Origin of the sequence: Enterococcus sp. DIV2379, assembly GCF_050542965.1 — a bacterium.
GTDB lineage: Bacteria > Bacillota > Bacilli > Lactobacillales > Enterococcaceae > Enterococcus_D > Enterococcus_D entomosocium.
This window is the reverse complement of record NZ_CP172938.1, coordinates 2520565-2537982: the sequence shown is the minus strand read 5'-3', so window position 1 is coordinate 2537982 and position 17418 is coordinate 2520565. Positions and strand designations below refer to the sequence as shown.

The following is a 17418-nucleotide window of genomic DNA, read 5'->3' as shown; positions in this document are numbered from 1 at the left end:
AACCATTCAAGACATTTTCTCCTTGCGAGAGAATGTCTTTTTTTGCTTACTTGTTAGAAAAGGGCCGGAGCATAGGGATGAAAAAGCGATTCAAGCAAAGAAGGCTTAAACTGGAATTATGTATTTTTACTTAATAATGGTCTTTAAAAATAAAATTATATAAAATGCTAGCTAAAATATGAATAAAATACTACAAAAACGATTGTTGTTTAACTTCCCGCTCGGTATAATTAGCTTGGGAGCTACAGCAAGACAACAAATAATGAATAAAAAATCTACAAACCGTTGATTAGAAAGGAGCAGCTTATGGAGTAGGTAGTGGGTATCGATTTTTCGATAAGAAGGAGAGGAAGAATATGAAAAAAGAAAAGAGAATGTTAGGTGATAAAAGTTATTGTGAAGAAATAGACAAGCGAAGGAGTCGGAAACTACATAAGTATCTGCTTGTCGGACTGATCGTTGTCCTTGTACTTAATCTATTTCCATTTGGTCGTTATGCTGACAATGTGGTAGAAGCCGTTACTTCTACAGAACAAAAGCAAAATAGTGAAGATGGTATCGAATATACAGAGATTCATTCAGCAGAAGAATTAGATACCTTAATACGTAAGGAACTAAACGGTAATTTTAAGCTAGTTAAGGACATTGATCTATCCGACTATCGTTCTAATACAAATACTGCGAATCAAGGATGGCTACCGATCCCAAACTTTACGGGTGTGTTCAATGGTAATGGCCATACGATCAGTGGGTTGCGGATAAATCGAACAGGTAGTAGTTTTTTAGGTTTATTTGGTTCAGTCAATGGAGCGACAATCAAAAATGTGACCGTTGCACTTGGTGGGGATATCCTAGGATCTTCCGCTGTTGGTGTCATTGCAGGGCGAACGACGCATGTAACAAACAATGGTGCCGTTTTAGAAAACAATCAGGTGATTGGCAACGGGCATACAGTTAGAGCCACGGCGCTGCTTGGATATGCCGGCGGGCTGATTGGTTATTCTGGAGATAATACACGACTGGAAAACAATCAGGTAGAACATATCAATGTCCTGACAAATGGCGTTAGCAACTACGCCGGAGGACTTGTCGGTGCTGCTCGTAACTCTTCATTATTCGATAATGCAATCAATCGTGCCAAGGTAGAGGCGTATTCCTATGCTGGAGGGATAGCTGGGGTTACTTATGGATACTCTGCTCAGGCGCACAGCAATGGCACATTAGTAACGAAAAACATTGTCGATACTGAAAGCAGCGTACAGGGAAGAGGCTCCTATGCCGGAGGGGCATTTGGGGCAATTTATGAAGGCAGTGAAGTGCGGCAAACACTGACGCATGCGAAAGTAGTCGGCAAAGGGGCCTACAATGGCGGCTTTGCTGGAGTTATTTACGATCGTTCAACGGTTGACCAGTCTGCGGCGTATGGTTCTGTCGAGGCTGTGCGCTATACAGGTGGCTTTGTCGGAGCATTGTATAACTCGGCCTCTGTAAGTAATTCTTACGCACGAGGAGCAGTGACTGGAACGACCGAACTAGGTGGTTTTGTTGGTACATTCTATGATTCAGCGATCATTGAAAACAGCTATGCAGCGAATACGATCCATACGGATGAAAGAAATCAAGAGCGTGCCGGTGCTTTTGCCGGTCAACATCTTGGCACACGGCAACAATATGCAGGGACGAATTATTTTGATCAGCAAATAGCTGGTATCGCACAAAATTTAAGTAATGCAGGCGGCGAGCAAACGAGTGGTGCTAGACCTCAAGGAAAAGATACGCAAGAATTTTCACAGTCAGGGACATTCGATGGGTGGGACTTTGAAGATACTTGGGTCATTGATAAGGGCTATCCAGTATTTCAATTTTCCTATAAAGAACCTGACATTCCAAAGGAGATCGAAGAACCCATGATCATTGTTCATACAGCGTTTCCAGAAGGAGAAGTCACTGTCCCATTCATTGACATTGAGTATACAGCAACCCCAACAATAGGCAATGAGATTATAGAAGTCTATGTGAAGATCAACGGTAATTTTGATAGTTATTTGTATCTGAAAGGCGGGAATGGTATTACGCCTAAGGGTGAGTTAGGTACAGGGAGAGTCTTTTTCCGACCGATACAAGGAGAAAATCATATTGAGGTCGTGGCTTTTGATAGTAGTGGTGTAACAGGAAGTTATAAAGTTGATCAGCCTGTGAAAGTGGTGGAACATCCTGTTCCAGATTCACCAAAACCAGAAGAAATTAGTACGGAGTTCTTTTGGGAAGATGAACGCACCTTTGTGAATAATCGCTTCCAGTTATGGCTTACAGGAGCTACCGTTGAGGAAAGAAAAAATGTGACGCCAGAGCTGATTGAAGAAGCACTTGCTTCCATTGATGCCACTTTATTTATCGAACCTGATTGGCTCGGTCAGCTTACTGTTCAAGTGAAAGAAAGTACGGCAGAAGAGCTGATTGAAATGATTGAAGATGTGATAGAAAATTTCCCAGAAGTCTTTGAAGATGGCAATCTTGATACATTAGATGATGCATCAATCAACGAAGTCACCCCTGTGGAAACACTGAGCAATAAGGAATATTTTCCTGACGATCCTTGGTGGAATAACGGTGAATGGGGGCTACGTGCGATTAAATTACCAGAAGCATGGGCGTTATTTGGCACACATGAAAGGGAGAATGTCAAAGTAGGGATTATTGATGATGGTGTTTGGGGGAAGCATGAGGACCTACAGATACCAGCTGGAAATATTGAAAATGATCCAAACGCTAAAACAAATACGGAACTATTTACAGCCGATCATGGTACGCATGTTATGGGAACGATCGGAGCCATTCAAGATAATCAACTAGGAGTCAGTGGAGTGATTAATATTTCACGGCAGAATCTTCTTAGTTATAATTCCTTTGATACGATAGGTTCAGAAATAAGGGAAGACGAAAATGGTAATAAGGATAAGGTGTATAAACTCTTAACTAATAATTCTGCTCAATTAAGTGGTTTAAAATGGAATGTCGAAAATGGGGGCCAAGTTGTAAATGTGAGTATTGGTGGGAGCGGACTTCGCTTTCCACAATGGGGATTTTTTAATCCTTTCATTAAAAAAACTCAACGATTAGTTGATGAAAACTATGAGTTTATTGTTGTACATTCTGCAGGCAATAGTGCAGCGGATGCTAGAAACAATCAATCTTTTTCACATATAGGAGAAAACCATCAATTAAGAGAACGTATTATAACAGTCGGAGCAACAATGAATGTGAACAATCAAGTTGAAATGTGGAGCGATTCAAATTATGGAACGATTATAGATGTTGTTGCTCCAGGGCATAAGATAAAAAGTGCTTCATCGGTTAGCAAAGACTTATATGTTAATAAAAACGGTACTTCCATGGCAGCACCTCATGTTGCTGGTCTAGCTGCTCTAGTATGGTCGGAAAATCCAGGACTTTCGAGTGCACAAGTTAAAGAGGTCATCATCCAATCTGCAAAAAGGTCTGGGACAGAGATTAAAGAAACTAGAGCAGATCTTCCTAAACTAACATACTATCAAGTAGATGCTCATGCTGCACTAAGTCAAGCTCGTGGAGTAAATCCAGATATTGATACGGTTCTCATTCGTGGAAAAGTTTGTCTAGAATCTAATGGTCATATGGTCGAAAATGCTCGTGTTCATTTGTATCAGAATAATGAACTATTAGAACGAACATGGACAGATCAAGGGGGAGAGTTTCGATTCCACAATCAAACGCCCGGTCATGATTACCGAATAACAGTGCACTACCCATGGCATGCAGCTGCCAGAATCAATAATCTTTCAACTACTGCTGGCAGTCAAGAAACGAATGTAGGGCTAATTTTCCTCCATGAATCTTCTTATGTAGGAATTGACACTGTCTTTTTATTAGATGATTCTGGCAGTATCAGCGCGAATAATTTTAGGCAGATGACTAATGAAGTACAGGCATTATTTTTAAATGAAGATGCTTTTACGAGTGACGATCGGATTAGCTTGTTTACCTTTAATTCTAGAGTAAATCGACATTTCTCATTTTTAAATCCTTTACTTGCAGCTGAACGGCTTCCTAGACAAGTTGGCGGTAGTACTGCATTAAACCAAGCAATTGCGCAAGGTAACCAAGAATTTGAACAGTATGGACGAAAAAACGCAAAAAAAGTAATGGTTGTTCTTACAGATGGACATAATAATATTTCAGGTCCCCCAGAGGCAGAATTGATCCAACAGGCTAAAGAAAACGATGTAACAATCTTTTCTATAGGGGTGGGGAATAATCTAAATCAACGCTTTCTCGAAAATATTGCAAAAGAAACAGATGGTGAATTCTTCCACATCTCTAACTTCCAACAATTAGCAGAAATTTTTGAAAAAATTCGTTACGAGCTATTTGATGAAGATATTCAAAAGCTGCAAATCGAACTCTCAGAAACTAGTGCTCACAATCTTCAGACGACCAATGTGGAGTCTGAACGTTTAGCAGCATAAGATTCTTTTTAAGGAATCTGAATTTGTTGTTCATCAAATGGTTGTCAATTAGTTGATTTTAACTAATGAAAAAAAATCATTTGATGAACATTTTTCATAAACTTCCAAAACCTTAGATGTAAGGAGTGAATTGAATGCAATCAGATCAACGCATAACCGCAATGAGTAAGAAAGAGACTGATAGAGCAGATCCCTTATGTATAATTCTTTGTATTTTATTTATCTATTTCACCATCTGTCACTTTTTAGTTTTACCTGTAAAAGCAGCCGAGGTTTCAGATGCTGATTCAATTCAGATAGAAGGCACCTTAGCCGCCATCCTCAACAGCGAAAGAATTAATCCAGAACCCACAGAGCCGCTCACTGAACCATTGCTGGAAATCGTCACGGAACTTCCGAATTCAGAATTGATGGTTCCTTTTTTAGAATTGATTTATGCGGTCACACCAAGCGAAGGGCAAACGTTAGAAGAAGTCTATGTCAATGTGAACGGCGAATATGATCGGCATTTGTATCAAAGAGCGATGGGAGAGCCAAAGTTCAGGGAGCGAACATTTGGTGAGGCGAGGCTTTTTCTTTCTGCTGATCAACAGGAAAGAAAATTTGAATTGGTCGCCGTCGATAGCAGTAACAGAAGGACTTATTATCCCATAGAGCAGTCATTTTGGTTATCCGAAAACCCCGAACCGTCATCACCGACTATCGCTGATGTAACGACAGAAGATTATTATGGGGAAGAAGTGACCTTCATTAACAATCGGCTTCATCTCCAATTGAATAATGAGAAATTCGTGCAAGAAAATGAAGTGAATGCCAAAAAATTTTTAGATGATTTGCTTGATGAACTTGCATATTACGACATGGTATTGATTGCTGGTCCAGAAAAGAATGCCCGAGTAACGATTCAGTTAAAACAAACTCCTTATAGAGAGCTTAATAGATTTATTCGTGATTTAAAAACATTTACTGAGGATATTGTTACCGATGGAGAAATTGAAGAAATGACTTTAGCAGCGACAGAACGATTATCGAGGACAGAGAAACCTGTCAATCGTTCTGTAGAATTCAAACCAGAGATGCTAAAAATCGGCTGGGTACCTGGTTTGTTTTTCCGAAGGTATCAGGACAACGTGGTAGGTTTCAAGCTGCATGAAGAAACCACATTTTTAAATCCAGAGTCATTTCCTGAAACCTATCTCAGCAAGGCACTGATAAATGAAAAAATCGATGAAGCTGTTGCAGCGATTGGCGGCGTTCGTTTAGAAGAAAATCAACCCATCTACCCTAGTGTAAAAGTAGGGGTAGCAGGAAATACACCAAGGAATTTAGTAAAAAAAGGGCAACAACTACTGACGGATTATCCCGAAGTCTTTTCAAAAGGGTATGTAATAATCAGAGAAAGGCAAAATATTTATGGTTATGGTACCACAGACGAATACAAACGACGATGGCGTGTTAGGAGTAATTTTGAAGAACGGAACTACCCTATCTGGGCAATCATCAACCCGAATGGCAAAATTACGTCGTTAACGAGTATGGGCTGGGATGGTGTGACTGTTAGCATGGCGTTAGTGATAGGATTTGGTTCTATCGGCTTTATTGTGTTTATATTTGAACTTTTTTCTTGTCAAAGGGCAGAAAAACGGAAGAGAAATAGGCAATCAGGTAGAAACTGATCCTCGTTGGTCATTCTCAGATGGCAATGAATGCTATTAAACAGATCATTTAAAGTGTTTAGACCTTCATAAGTGAAAGGAGTGAAGCGAATGAAATCCGCTGATTGCGCGGCATCTATCGACGAGAAAATTTATGAAAACTTCTTTAGAAATCATAAAATATTCTTCCTGCTTTTCCTTGCTCTTGCTAGCAATCTTATTACGAGCATACAAGTATTAGCAGCCGAAGGACCAACCGACCAGTCCCAAGGCACCTTAGCCGCCATCCTCAACAGCGAAAGGAATACCCCGGAACCCACAGAGCCGCTCACTGAACCATTGCTGGAAATCGTCACTGAACTTCCCGATTCAGAATTGATGGTTCCTTTTTTAGAATTGATTTATGCGGTCTCACCAAGCGAATGGCAAACGTTAGAAGAAGTCTATGTCAATGTGAACGGCGAATACGATCAGCACTTGTATCAAAGAAAAGCGGGAGAACCTGAAGTCACAGAGCGAACATTCGGTGAAGCTCGTCTCTTTCTTTCTACCGATGAACAGAAAAGTAAATTTGAACTGGTCGCCGTCGACAGTAGCAATCTAAGTGCCATCTACCCCATTGAGCAATCATTTTTTATGGCAGAAAATCCTGTGCCGCCGTTACCGTCTACGGCTGATGTATCAACAAGAGATTTTCACGGAGAAGAAGTGACTTTCATTAATAACAGACTTCAACTTCAATTAAGTAGTAGTCATTACAATCAAGAGGACAGGAAGAAGAATGAATCAGCGGTTCTTCAATTGCTAGATGAACTATCTTACTATGATATTGAAATGATTGCTGGACCAGATAAAAACGGCTCTGTGACAGTTGGCTTGAAGCAAAACTCTTACTCATCTCTTTATCATCTTATTAACGATTTACCCTCTTTTTCTGATTTTTTAATAACTGATGCAAAAATTGAAGAAATCGATTTGGCAACAGCTGAACTGATTCCAAGTGAAGATTCTTCAATCAATCGCTCTGGTGAATTAGAGCCGAAAATGGTAAAAATTGGCTGGGTACCGGGTTTGTTTTTCCGAAGGTATCAGCACGATATGATAGGGTTTAAATTACAGGAGGAAACCTCGTTTTTAAACCAAGAATCGTTTCCTGAAACTTATCTTAGTAGGGCAATGATCAATAAAAAAATCGATGAAGTCGTTTCAGAGATTGACGGCATTCGTATAGATGGAAACCAAGCAAATGATCTTAGTGGAACCAAGCTATTTTCGAGTATGAATATTCGGAATGTTCATTTAGAAGGAAATTATCCTTTTGTTCGTGTGAGCCTACCTAGTCATTCACCCAGAGGATTAATAAAAAACGCCAAAACACTACTAAAGGATCATTCGGAAGTTTTTGAGAAATCCTATCTAATGATTGTTACAGATATAGAATCATCATCTAGTGTGGGGATACCAGAAGTTAACACTCAGGAAAGACAATTGCCTGAGTTTGAGCATGAAGTCTATCGTTATTGGGCGACTATCAATAAATACGGTACTGTATCCTCTTTGATTGAAATAGGCTTAATAGGGTTATCCATAACTATGAAAGTGATGTTAGGTATTATGATGCTTTGTGTCACTTTGACGTCTGGAATAATTGTTTACCGAAGGAAAAAAAGAGTATTGTGAAAGTTTAGAAACATATACATCAACTTTATTAACGATAACAGTTCGATTTTGTACGTAAGGAATGAATGGAATGAACAAAAACAAGCAATCATTAAAATCAAAAAAACTCTTTCGCAGGTACAAAATTTTCTTCCTGCTTTTCCTTGCTCTTGCCAGCAATCTTATTACGAGCATACAAGTACCAGCAGCCGAAGTACCAACCGACCAGTCCCAAGGCACCTTAGCCGCCATCCTCAACAGCGAAAGGAATACCTCGGAACCCACAGAGCCGCTCACTGAACCATTGCTGGAAATCGTCACGGAACTTCCCGATTCAGAATTAATGATTCTCTTTTTTGAATTGATTTATGCAGTGACACCAAGTGCCGGGGGAACGTTGGAAGAAGTCTATGTTAATGTAAACGGCGAATATGATCGGCACTTGTATCAAAGAGCGATAGGAGAAACCAATGTCATGGAGCGAACATTTGGTGAGGCGAGGCTTTTTCTTTCTGCTGATCAACAGGAAAGCCGATTTGAATTGGTCGCCGTCGATAGTAGTGGTGCTGTCGGCAATTATCACCTCCAACAGTCATTTTGGTTGTCAGAAAACCCCGAACCACCGTCGCTGACTATCGCTGATGTAACGACAGAAAATTATTATTGGGAAGAAGTCACCTTTATTAGTAATCGACTTCATCTCCAATTGAACGGTGAGAGGTTTACCCAAGAAAATGAGGGAGGATTCGAAACGATGCTTGACCTTGTTCTTGATGAATTTTCCTACTACGATATGGAGCTGATCGCTGGACCAGACAGAAATGATCGAGTAGTGATCCAGTTGAAGCAAACCTCGTATGAGGAACTGGGCAGACTTATTTCTGATTTGAATCTTTTCACGCGTGATGTGATTGCCAATGGGAGGAGAGAGGAAATCAATTTAGCAGCGGCTGAACGTCTCCCAAAAACAGAGGAACCTGTCAATCGTTCTGTAGAATTCAAACCAGAGATGCTAAAAATCGGCTGGGTACCAGGTTTGTTTTTCCGAAGATATCAGGACAACGTGGTAGGTTTCAAGCTGCATGAAGAAACCACATTTTTAAATCCAGAGTCATTTCCTGAAACTTATCTCAGTAAGGCGTTGCTAAAATAAAAAATCGATGAAGCTGTTGCAACGATTGGCGGCGTTCGTTTAGAAGAAAATCGACCTTCCTATCCTTATGTGGAAATTGGTGTAGGGAAAATACACCAAGGAATTTAGTGAAAAAAGGGCAACAACTACTGACGGATTATCCAGAAGTCTTTTCGAAAGGGTATGTAATAATCAGAGAAAGTCAGAAACTTCATAATGTGTCAGATGTTTATTTACCACGATGGCGTGTTATGAGTATCTTTGAAGAACGGAATTATCCTATCTGGGCGCCCATCAATAGGAATGGCACAGTATCATCCATATACAAAATGGGCTTGAGAGGGCTGCCGACTATCGTGAAACTACTAGGAGGCGCCGTTCTATTTTGTGGCATTCTGAGTTTCGCCATCTTCATTTACCGAAAAAGACCTCCTCGCAAGAAACACGAGTTTTGGGGATAACGTTTACTGATGGGCATGTGGAAAGTCCTTTCAATCTGAAGGAGAACGGGGGAAACGTTGTTGTCTTTAAGTGTCGAAACAGTGAAAGACAACCATTTTTCGAGAAACCGCTATTCGATCAAAAGCTGTGATGAACGCCTAGCTGACGCTGGTCGTCTTTAAGAAAATCACACTGCTAGCAAGGGAATTTCTGCCAAAAAGAACTATTCTGATCGTACGACTTTGATCCACGCAAAGCTAACCACTGAAGCCTTGGTTACATAAAAACCTCTCAAAAGCAGCTGGTCGCTGATTTTTGAGAGGTTTTGTCTATCAAGAGATAGCTATGGTGTTTTTTATAGTTGTAATTGTTTATTCAAATTCTTCATACTCATTTGGGTCTTGACCATCGATGCGGCCGTCTGCTTTGTTTAACTGATTGATTTGATTGATTTCATCTTCAGTCAGTTCAAAGTCGAAGATCGCAAGATTTTCTCGTTGATGGGCGAGGTTTCTTGATTTAGGTAGGGGCAAAATGCCACGTTCCACATGCCAGCGCAAGATGATTTGACCAGCTGATTTTTGGTATTTCTCAGCTAATTCAGTGATCAGTGGCTCTTTCAGGGCATCGCTGCCGCGGCCTAATGGGCTCCAAGCTTCCGTTACGATGCCGCGTTTTTTGTTCTCTGTAACCATTCGTTCTTGGACCCAGTAAGGATGGATCTCAATTTGATTTAGCGCAGGGGTCACACCAGTTGCTTCAATGATGGCATCCAAATGTTCTGGCTCGAAATTGGAAACGCCGATGGAACGGATCAAACCTAATTTCTGGGCGGTCACTAAGGCTTGCCAAGCTTCGACATATTTGCCGCGTTTTGGTAATGGCCAGTGGATCAAAAAGGCATCGAAGTAGTCGAGTCCCATGCGAGCAAGGGATTCTTGAATGCTGGTTAAGGCATCATCATAGCCATGGTATTTTCCCGGTAATTTTGAGGTGATACAAAATTCTGAACGTGGGATACCAGAGCGACGGATCGCTTTGCCGACAATGCCTTCATTGTCATAATTGGTTGAAGAATCGATCAATCGATACCCGTCAGCGATCGCTGCTTGCAGCTGGCTCAACCCTTCGCCACCGCGGATCTGATAGGTACCGATGCCCACGGCGGGGCGTAAATTGCCGTCGTTTAATGTCAGTAAAGGTGCTTTCATAAAATGATTCCTCCTTTTCTTTACATTCTACTCTAACGCTTTTTTGCCAGGAACGTAACCAACTTGCTCAGACAAAGAAAAAAGAGCAACGGTTTCTGTTTCAGAAACAATTGCTCTTTTTGATTAAATTATTTTTCAGGCGGTGTGCCATACATTTTTGGTGTGACTTGATCGAGTTTTGGCGCTTTTCCTTCGATCTTTGGTTCGTCTAGCCATTGGTATTCGCCTTCACCATCAAGGGCTTTGCCTTTCGCCCAAGAGCCTTCTTTACTTTGGTCGCCTTCTGAGAAGTTATAGAAATCATAAGCGATATCTAAGCGTTCGTTTTTGCGGTCAAAGGTAGTCGGCACTAAAATCGAGCCTTCGTTTTCTTCCAATTCTTTCACGGCAGCTGCCCAAAGATTTTGGTGGTAGCTATCACGCGCTAATAAGACCGAAAGTAAGTCTTTGACCCCACGGTCATCGATCATTTCATAGATGCGTGCTACTTGCAGACGACCTTGTGATTCTGCATTTAAGTTGGCACGGAAATCAGCAAGCAAGTTGCCACTAGCAATGATATACGCACCTGACCATGGATTGCCGACGCTATCAGCAGGACGTGGTCCTAAGCCGGCAACGATGGCATGTTGCGGATTCATTCCGGAAATGATCGCACCGATCGTTGGGTCTTTTTTCATGGCAGCTTCCTGATCTTCCACAGGTGCACCTTCCAGCAGACGTGCAACCATCGTTGCCAACATTTCAACGTGTCCAAGCTCTTCAGTAGCGATATCCATTAACATGTCTTTGTATTTTTCTTCCCCACGGCAGCTCCATCCTTGGAATAAGTATTGCATGGCAACACTCATCTCTCCATATTGTCCACCGATTAATTCTTGAAGGTATTTCGCAACTAACGGATTTGGTTTTTCTGGTTTAGCTTCAAACTGTAGTTCTTTTTGATGACGAAACATACTATTCCTCCTAAAATTTTTTATTGGGCCCATAAAAAGTTTCTCATGAATCGAAAGGTTCGTCTAATAAAATGCACTTAGTTCAAAATGAAAAAAGCTCCAAAAAGAAAAGCCATTTACTTTGACAAAAAGCGAGAAGCGTTAGATAGTTAAATTAAGAGAGAATTAGAAAAGGAGCGAGTCACCATGTTTCAGTATTACAAAATGGACGACCGAAAAATAAGGGAATCCTCGGAGGAAGATTACAATTGGCTGGTGGTTTCTGGGACAGATCCAGAGGAACAACGCCACTTGTTAGATAAGTATCAACTGCCCGAAGATATTTTTATTGGCGCCAATGAACCGGAAGAAGTCTCACGTTTGGAATACTTACGTAACACTAAGTTAAATCATCCGATTCTTTATACCTTGATCGATTTGTCAGAAGTGACACAAGACCGCATCGAAGATCGTTTAGAACCGGTGACGTTTATTTATACCAAAGATCTTTTAATCACGTATGTCTCTCATCAATCTACACTGATTAAACGCCTGATTGAAAAGCATGAGCAAGATATTCAACGGTATGAAGATATTGTTGCCTACTCGACGCTGATGATCTACACCCATTACATCAAAGGTCTGCAGGAAATGAAGAAACAGATCGATGCACTAGATGAAGCAGCCCGTAAAACGACGGAAAACAACGAATTGTTTAATTTAGCCGATACCGAACGAGACATGGTCTATCTGGATCACACCTTACGGGATCAGAACCATACTGTCGATCGTTTGATGGATCGCAAAGAATTTTTGGATCGTTTGGATAATGAAGCACTCGTTTATGACATTAAGCTACGACAGAAGTTTGCCATGAAAATGGTCACTATCTATCGCGACTTGTTAGAAACCATTGGTGGCTTGTTCTCCGATATGATGGACAACAATCTGAACCATCTGATGAAATACTTAGATTCTGCGGCATTGGTGGTGGCTGTGCCGTCCTTGATCGCGGGGCTATGGGGGATCAACACCGGGGGACTGCCAGGAAAAGACAATGCCATCGGTACGATCATTGTCTTTGGTTTGGCTATTTTAGTTGGGATATTAACCGCCATTTACTTGTCACGGAAAGACTTTTCAAAATAAAAAGCGCCGCTGCTCTGTGGCACCGTTCATCCATAAAAGGAGAATGGTGCGACGAAGCAGTTGGCATTTTTTTATTTTAACCCGCTGTCTAAATTGCTGTCGAGAATCCAGCGCTGAAAGGCGAGGAAGACCAGCAGCAAAGGCAAGATGTAAATTACCAAGGCAGCAATCAAAATCGTCCAATGGATATTTTCCGCGCCCACCAAGCTGCGGTTCGCCACTTGCAAGGTGTATTTTTTCGGATTATTCAAGACGATCAAGGGCCAGATATAATCCTTCCATCGCTACTGGAAGGAGAAGATCTCCAGTGTCATAATGATTGGTCGGGCAATCGGCAGCATGGTGATGGCGATGATAGAGGAAGAAAAAAATGGCATCGTATTTTGTAAGCGCATAGCTGCAGTCGGCACTGACTAGAATCCTCAATAAATCCGCGTAAGGCAAATCAGGAACTTCTACAGTCACACCGTTTTTTTCTGAGTATTTTCCCGTCATTTTCAAATAAGTACCGCTTTCGCTGGGAGCTCTAGAAGCAAACATGGGAATCTACGAAGACATTTCCAATCGGCAACGATCGAAACGTCCTCTAATGAAAAATAGATGAAGTGCTGAAAAGATAGCTGTCCTAAAACGCACTGAGGAGTAAAAAGTGCCAATTATCTGACAAAATGAGAGTGGCTCTCCCTCAGTTTAGCGAAGAAGATGCAAAATGAAAAATAAAGCGATTTCAAAAAATGTACGAATATTAAAAAAAACGAATTAAAGCTCTTACAACGATAATTAAGAAGTACTGGTAAACGTTAATATAACAAGGTTTGAAATTTTTTTTTGCAAATTGAGTGCAAATCTTTTGTCTAAAACGGGGATTAAGCGTAACATAATATGTGTAATAACTACTTAAAAGAAAGAAGGAGAAAAATATGCATTGGTTATGGGTATTAATCGTAGGAGCTATTATCGGTTTGATCGCCGGAGCTATCACAAATAAAGGTGGATCAATGGGTTGGATCGCCAACATCGTTGCAGGTTTAGTAGGTTCAGCTATTGGACAAGCAATCTTAGGTTCTTGGGGTCCATCACTTGCTGGAATGGCAATCGTCCCATCAATTATTGGTGCGGTTATTGTAGTTGCTGTTGTTTCATTCTTCTTAGGACGTTCAAACGGCTAGTCCATTCAGCAATTGTTTCCATTCATTTATTTCGGGTAGTAATTACCTCGAATAGACAGGCAAATCCAGATTTTCTGGGTTTGCCTTTTTTGTTTTTAAGGAAGCATAAGCAATCCTTTTGTCATATCGGGAAATTGTCGTTACACTTGAAGTAGGTCAAAAAAAGAAAGGAAGAGGTTCAATGAAAAAGCAATATGAAACAGCGATGATCAATCGAGGCGGACGTGTCGGAGAGGTCGAAGCACCAAATGGCAGTTTTCACCTGAAAATCGACAAACCGGGTCTTCACAGTGAGGGCACAAACCCAGAACAATTATTTGCCGCTGGCTATGCTTCTTGTTTCAACGGTGCCGTACAGCATATGCTGAAAGAGCATAACATCGAATCCGAATCCGAAGTTAAAGCAAGAGTGTCTTTGTATCAGCATGAGGACGGCAGTTACCAAATCGGCGTGATTTTAGAAGTGTCGTTACCAGGCGTTGAAAAAGCCGAGGCAGAGAAAATCGCAGAAGAAGCCCATGATTTTTGTCCGTATTCTCGGGCAACTCGTGGCAACATTGATGTCGAAGTACAAGTAGTCTAAGCATTATTGCAGCTAGACAAACAATAAGCGGCTGATGAATCAGCCGACAAGAGGGAATTCATCAAGGAGGCCAATCAATGAGACAAACAGAGATCTTGCTGCTTTTGGGCGTGTTTGTGGTTGGCCTTTTTGTGGTGTACTGGCTGAAAAAGCACCGACATGCGCGCCACAATCAAGCACTGGCAGCTCAGCTGAAGCGTTATCCCAGCGTGCGGAAAGCGTGGCTGGCAGCCGGGGTAAAAAGGGAAGCAGTCCTTTTGGTTCCCGGTTTAAAAAAAGCTACTGCCGCAGTTGCAACGACGGCAACGGCGAAAGCAGAAACGAGGCTGTACAAGCATGCGGATCAGTGTCAGGCAATGACTCCACAAGGGTTGGCCGTTTCGGAGGACTATTTGTTCCTCTCTGCGTACTGTTCGCAGCAGGAACATCACTCACAGCTTTATATAATAGAAAGAACGAGCGGACGGCATCTGAAAACGGTGGTTCTGCCAAAACGCCCCCATGTCGGCGGATTAGTCTTTGATCGAGCAACGCAAGTGCTGTGGCTAACCATCACTGGGAAAGGAATGGGACGAGTGGCGTGTGTTTCTTTGCAGACACTGCTGGAAGATGATTCCTTGGCAACCAGTCAGCCGATCGCTTATCAGCAAGTCATCGAATTGGCAGGCATCACTCATAGCTCCTATTTGGCAGCCGATAGCGGTGAACTTGTCTCAGGGACCTTTGCCTTGAAAAACGGTGGCGTGGTGGCGAATTATCCGCTGCCTGTTCTTTCAGACAGCGGTCGCAAAGCATCTCCTTGCATCAAGCCGCGTAAGAGAAGGGTCACCACCACGAAAGTTCAAAGTGTCGCCTTTACCACTGAATACTTGTTGCTGGCACGTTCCTTTGGACCAGGGTCGGCTGAGTTATGGGTCTTTTCAAAGGATGCAACGGTGCTGACCCGCAAACATGCGTTGCGGCGCATCAAGTTTCCCCATTACCTTGAACAGATCGTGGTAGAAAAAGGGCAGCTGTACTGCTTGTTTGAAAGTGGGGCATGGGCGTATCGGCAAAAAGGCGGCAGCATCGATGAAGTCGTGGTATTGGACCTTGCGACCTTACTTCAGTAAAAGTACTGCTTAAAAAGAAAAAAGACCAGCCTCTTAAGAAGCTGGTCGTAAGTGCAGTAATTATTCCACGATTGCTCGTTGGATATCTAAGACGGTGCCGGTATGAGCATCTGCCAAAAATTCATAGGTGACAAGCTGTCCGTCTTCGGTGCGGGTGATGCCGCCAGTATATCCTTGGGAAGTGATCGCAAATTTGCGCAAAGGTTGTTTTTCGAAATTGATCCAAGAACCTTCGATCGGTCCTTCTTTGATAAACGCCGCTTTTATATTGTCTAAGACATCATCGGCATTCATGGCTTGCCTTTTCTTCAACCAGATCGTTGAAAAAATCCCTCCTGCAAAGCCAAGACCTAAACCGATGGTCAGTCCATTTTTAAAATAATGCAATGGATGCTCATTCTCCATCTAATGTCCCTCCTAAAGTAAGTTTTCCCGAATGTTTTGATCTCGGTGAAAGCACAGGTTCTCTTAACAATAGTTTACCATAGTTTAGAAATATTCTATAAGAAAAATAACCAACAATAGAAATTTGCGCTATAATAAAGAATATCAGTAGGAATAAGGAGGAAGAGAGCACATCCGTTGTTTCACCCGAAAATTGCTGGAAAACACAGCAACAGCAAGCGTTGCTTTTTCAAAAAAAGCAGCTTTGTTTCTTTGGGGCAGCAAACAACTGATACGTGTTTCTCGAATGATCATGGAAGAAAAAACATTTCAACGTATCAAAGAACTAACGGAGTTACAAGGAACCAGCGGGTTTGAACACGACGTGCGAGCGTATATGCGTGAAGCGATGACTCCATTGGTAGATGAAATCCAACAAGATGGCTTAGGCGGCATCTTCGGTTTGCGTCACCACCAAGAAGCAGATGCACCACGAGTGATGTTAGCTGCTCACATGGACGAAGTTGGTTTCTTATTGACGACGATCACCGATCGCGGCTTATTCAAAGTCACTCCTTTAGGTGGATGGAACCCTTATGTAGTTTCTGCTCAACGGTTTACATTGAAAACAGCGAAGGGCGATTACCCATGCGTTTCTTCTTCAGTACCGCCACATTTGTTGCGAGGAAGCAGCGGTCAAAAAAATGTCGAAGTGACAGATATTTTGTTTGATGCTGGGTTTGAATCAAAAGAAGAAGCAGAAAGCTTTGGCGTACGTCCTGGCGATACGATCGTCCCACAAGTGGAAACCATCAAAACAGCCAATGGGAAAAACATCATCTCGAAAGCTTGGGACAACCGTTACGGCTGTGCGGTCGTATTAGAAGCACTTGAAGCCTTGAAAGAGGAAACATTAGGCCATACGTTGATTGCTGGTGCCAACGTTCAGGAAGAAGTCGGCTTACGGGGTTCTCGTCCATCTGTGACGAAATTCAAACCAGACTTGTTCTTTGCGGTCGATTGCTCGCCAGCAGATGACACAGTCACGAAAAATGGCACCTTTGGTCATCTAGGAGCCGGGACTTTGATGCGAATCTATGATCCAGGCATGATCATGTTGCCACGGATGAAAGAATTCTTGTTGGATACAGCAGAAAGCAACAACATTCCTTACCAATACTTTGTTTCAAAAGGTGGTACCGATGCTGGTGCAGCACACATGGCAAATGAAGGGATCCCAAGTTCTGTCATCGGTGTTCCTGGACGTTACATCCATACTCACCAAACCCTATTCAGTATCGCTGATTTTGAAGCGGCACGGGAAATGGTGATTCAAGTCTTGAAAGGTTTGGATCGTTCCACTGTTGATACGATTTTGGCTGGACAATAAGCTAGAACGAACGAAAGCAAAGAGACAGCAATCCGTTGTCTCTTTTTTTCTGCAGGGGTTCTGAGACCAGCATGTCAGTTGGTAGTCCCTGAA

At 42.0% G+C, this 17418-nt stretch carries 13 protein-coding genes and 1 pseudogene; 9 read left to right on the top strand and 5 right to left on the bottom strand.

The features are described 5' to 3' along the window. The first annotated feature begins 356 nt into the window (after nucleotides 1-356). The 4 genes and pseudogenes from IGI92_RS11650 (at nucleotide 357) to IGI92_RS11635 (ending at nucleotide 9412) form a co-directional block, all read left to right on the top strand. Nucleotides 357-4505 (top strand): S8 family serine peptidase, encoded by a 4149-nt coding sequence (locus IGI92_RS11650; protein ID WP_430607125.1) that lies wholly within the window; start codon nucleotides 357-359, stop codon nucleotides 4503-4505. Between the two features lie 134 nt (nucleotides 4506-4639). Beyond that, on the top strand, nucleotides 4640-6181 hold the full coding sequence (locus IGI92_RS11645) for a hypothetical protein (RefSeq protein WP_430607123.1): 1542 nt from the start codon (nucleotides 4640-4642) through the stop codon (nucleotides 6179-6181). Nucleotides 6182-6271: 90 nt separating this feature from the next. Continuing rightward, nucleotides 6272-7840, top strand: coding sequence for a hypothetical protein (locus IGI92_RS11640; protein ID WP_430607122.1), 1569 nt, complete (start codon nucleotides 6272-6274; stop codon nucleotides 7838-7840). 70 nt (nucleotides 7841-7910) lie between these two features. Then, a pseudogene (locus IGI92_RS11635) lies at nucleotides 7911-9412 on the top strand (hypothetical protein). A gap of 351 nt (nucleotides 9413-9763) precedes the next feature. Here IGI92_RS11635 and IGI92_RS11630 read toward each other — a convergent pair. Both IGI92_RS11630 and IGI92_RS11625 read right to left on the bottom strand, forming a co-directional pair. Then, complete coding sequence (locus tag IGI92_RS11630; protein WP_430607119.1) at nucleotides 9764-10603, bottom strand: aldo/keto reductase; 840 nt, start codon at nucleotides 10601-10603, stop codon at nucleotides 9764-9766. A gap of 128 nt (nucleotides 10604-10731) precedes the next feature. Then, nucleotides 10732-11559 carry a manganese catalase family protein gene (locus IGI92_RS11625; RefSeq protein ID WP_034872349.1) on the bottom strand — a complete coding sequence of 276 codons (828 nt, stop codon included), beginning with the start codon at nucleotides 11557-11559 and terminating at the stop codon, nucleotides 10732-10734. Between the two features lie 186 nt (nucleotides 11560-11745). Here IGI92_RS11625 and IGI92_RS11620 point away from each other — a divergent pair, with 186 nt between their 5' ends. Further along, entirely contained in the window at nucleotides 11746-12687 is a 942-nt protein-coding gene (locus tag IGI92_RS11620; protein ID WP_016621424.1) for a magnesium transporter CorA family protein, read from the top strand. Nucleotides 12688-12758: 71 nt separating this feature from the next. On the opposite strand, the gene IGI92_RS11615 is transcribed toward IGI92_RS11620, so the two are convergent. Next, nucleotides 12759-12947, bottom strand: coding sequence for a hypothetical protein (locus tag IGI92_RS11615; RefSeq protein WP_061054430.1), 189 nt, complete (start codon nucleotides 12945-12947; stop codon nucleotides 12759-12761). Next, nucleotides 12931-13182, bottom strand: a complete 252-nt coding sequence (locus IGI92_RS11610) for a hypothetical protein (protein ID WP_430608496.1) — start codon at nucleotides 13180-13182, stop codon at nucleotides 12931-12933. Before IGI92_RS11610 ends, IGI92_RS11615 begins: the two co-directional genes overlap by 17 nt. Nucleotides 13183-13607: 425 nt before the next feature. On the opposite strand from IGI92_RS11610, the gene IGI92_RS11605 reads away from it, so the two are divergent. The 3 genes from IGI92_RS11605 to IGI92_RS11595 all read left to right on the top strand — a co-directional run bounded on the left by IGI92_RS11605 (nucleotide 13608) and on the right by IGI92_RS11595 (nucleotide 15551). Beyond that, entirely contained in the window at nucleotides 13608-13856 is a 249-nt protein-coding gene (locus IGI92_RS11605; protein ID WP_005225422.1) for a GlsB/YeaQ/YmgE family stress response membrane protein, read from the top strand. 181 nt (nucleotides 13857-14037) lie between these two features. After that, entirely contained in the window at nucleotides 14038-14439 is a 402-nt protein-coding gene (locus IGI92_RS11600; protein WP_005225423.1) for an Ohr family peroxiredoxin, read from the top strand. Between the two features lie 77 nt (nucleotides 14440-14516). Continuing rightward, nucleotides 14517-15551 carry a hypothetical protein gene (locus IGI92_RS11595; protein WP_086316422.1) on the top strand — a complete coding sequence of 345 codons (1035 nt, stop codon included), beginning with the start codon at nucleotides 14517-14519 and terminating at the stop codon, nucleotides 15549-15551. A 60-nt stretch (nucleotides 15552-15611) separates the two neighbouring features. Here the strand turns inward: IGI92_RS11595 and IGI92_RS11590 are convergent, their stop codons facing one another. Next, nucleotides 15612-15956: a peptidase gene (locus IGI92_RS11590; RefSeq protein WP_005234590.1), complete on the bottom strand. Its 345-nt coding sequence runs from the start codon at nucleotides 15954-15956 to the stop codon at nucleotides 15612-15614. A gap of 292 nt (nucleotides 15957-16248) precedes the next feature. On the opposite strand from IGI92_RS11590, the gene pepA reads away from it, so the two are divergent. Beyond that, a complete protein-coding gene (gene pepA / locus IGI92_RS11585; protein WP_034872382.1) occupies nucleotides 16249-17325 on the top strand; it encodes a glutamyl aminopeptidase in 1077 nt (358 codons plus the stop codon). Nucleotides 17326-17418 lie beyond the last annotated feature (93 nt).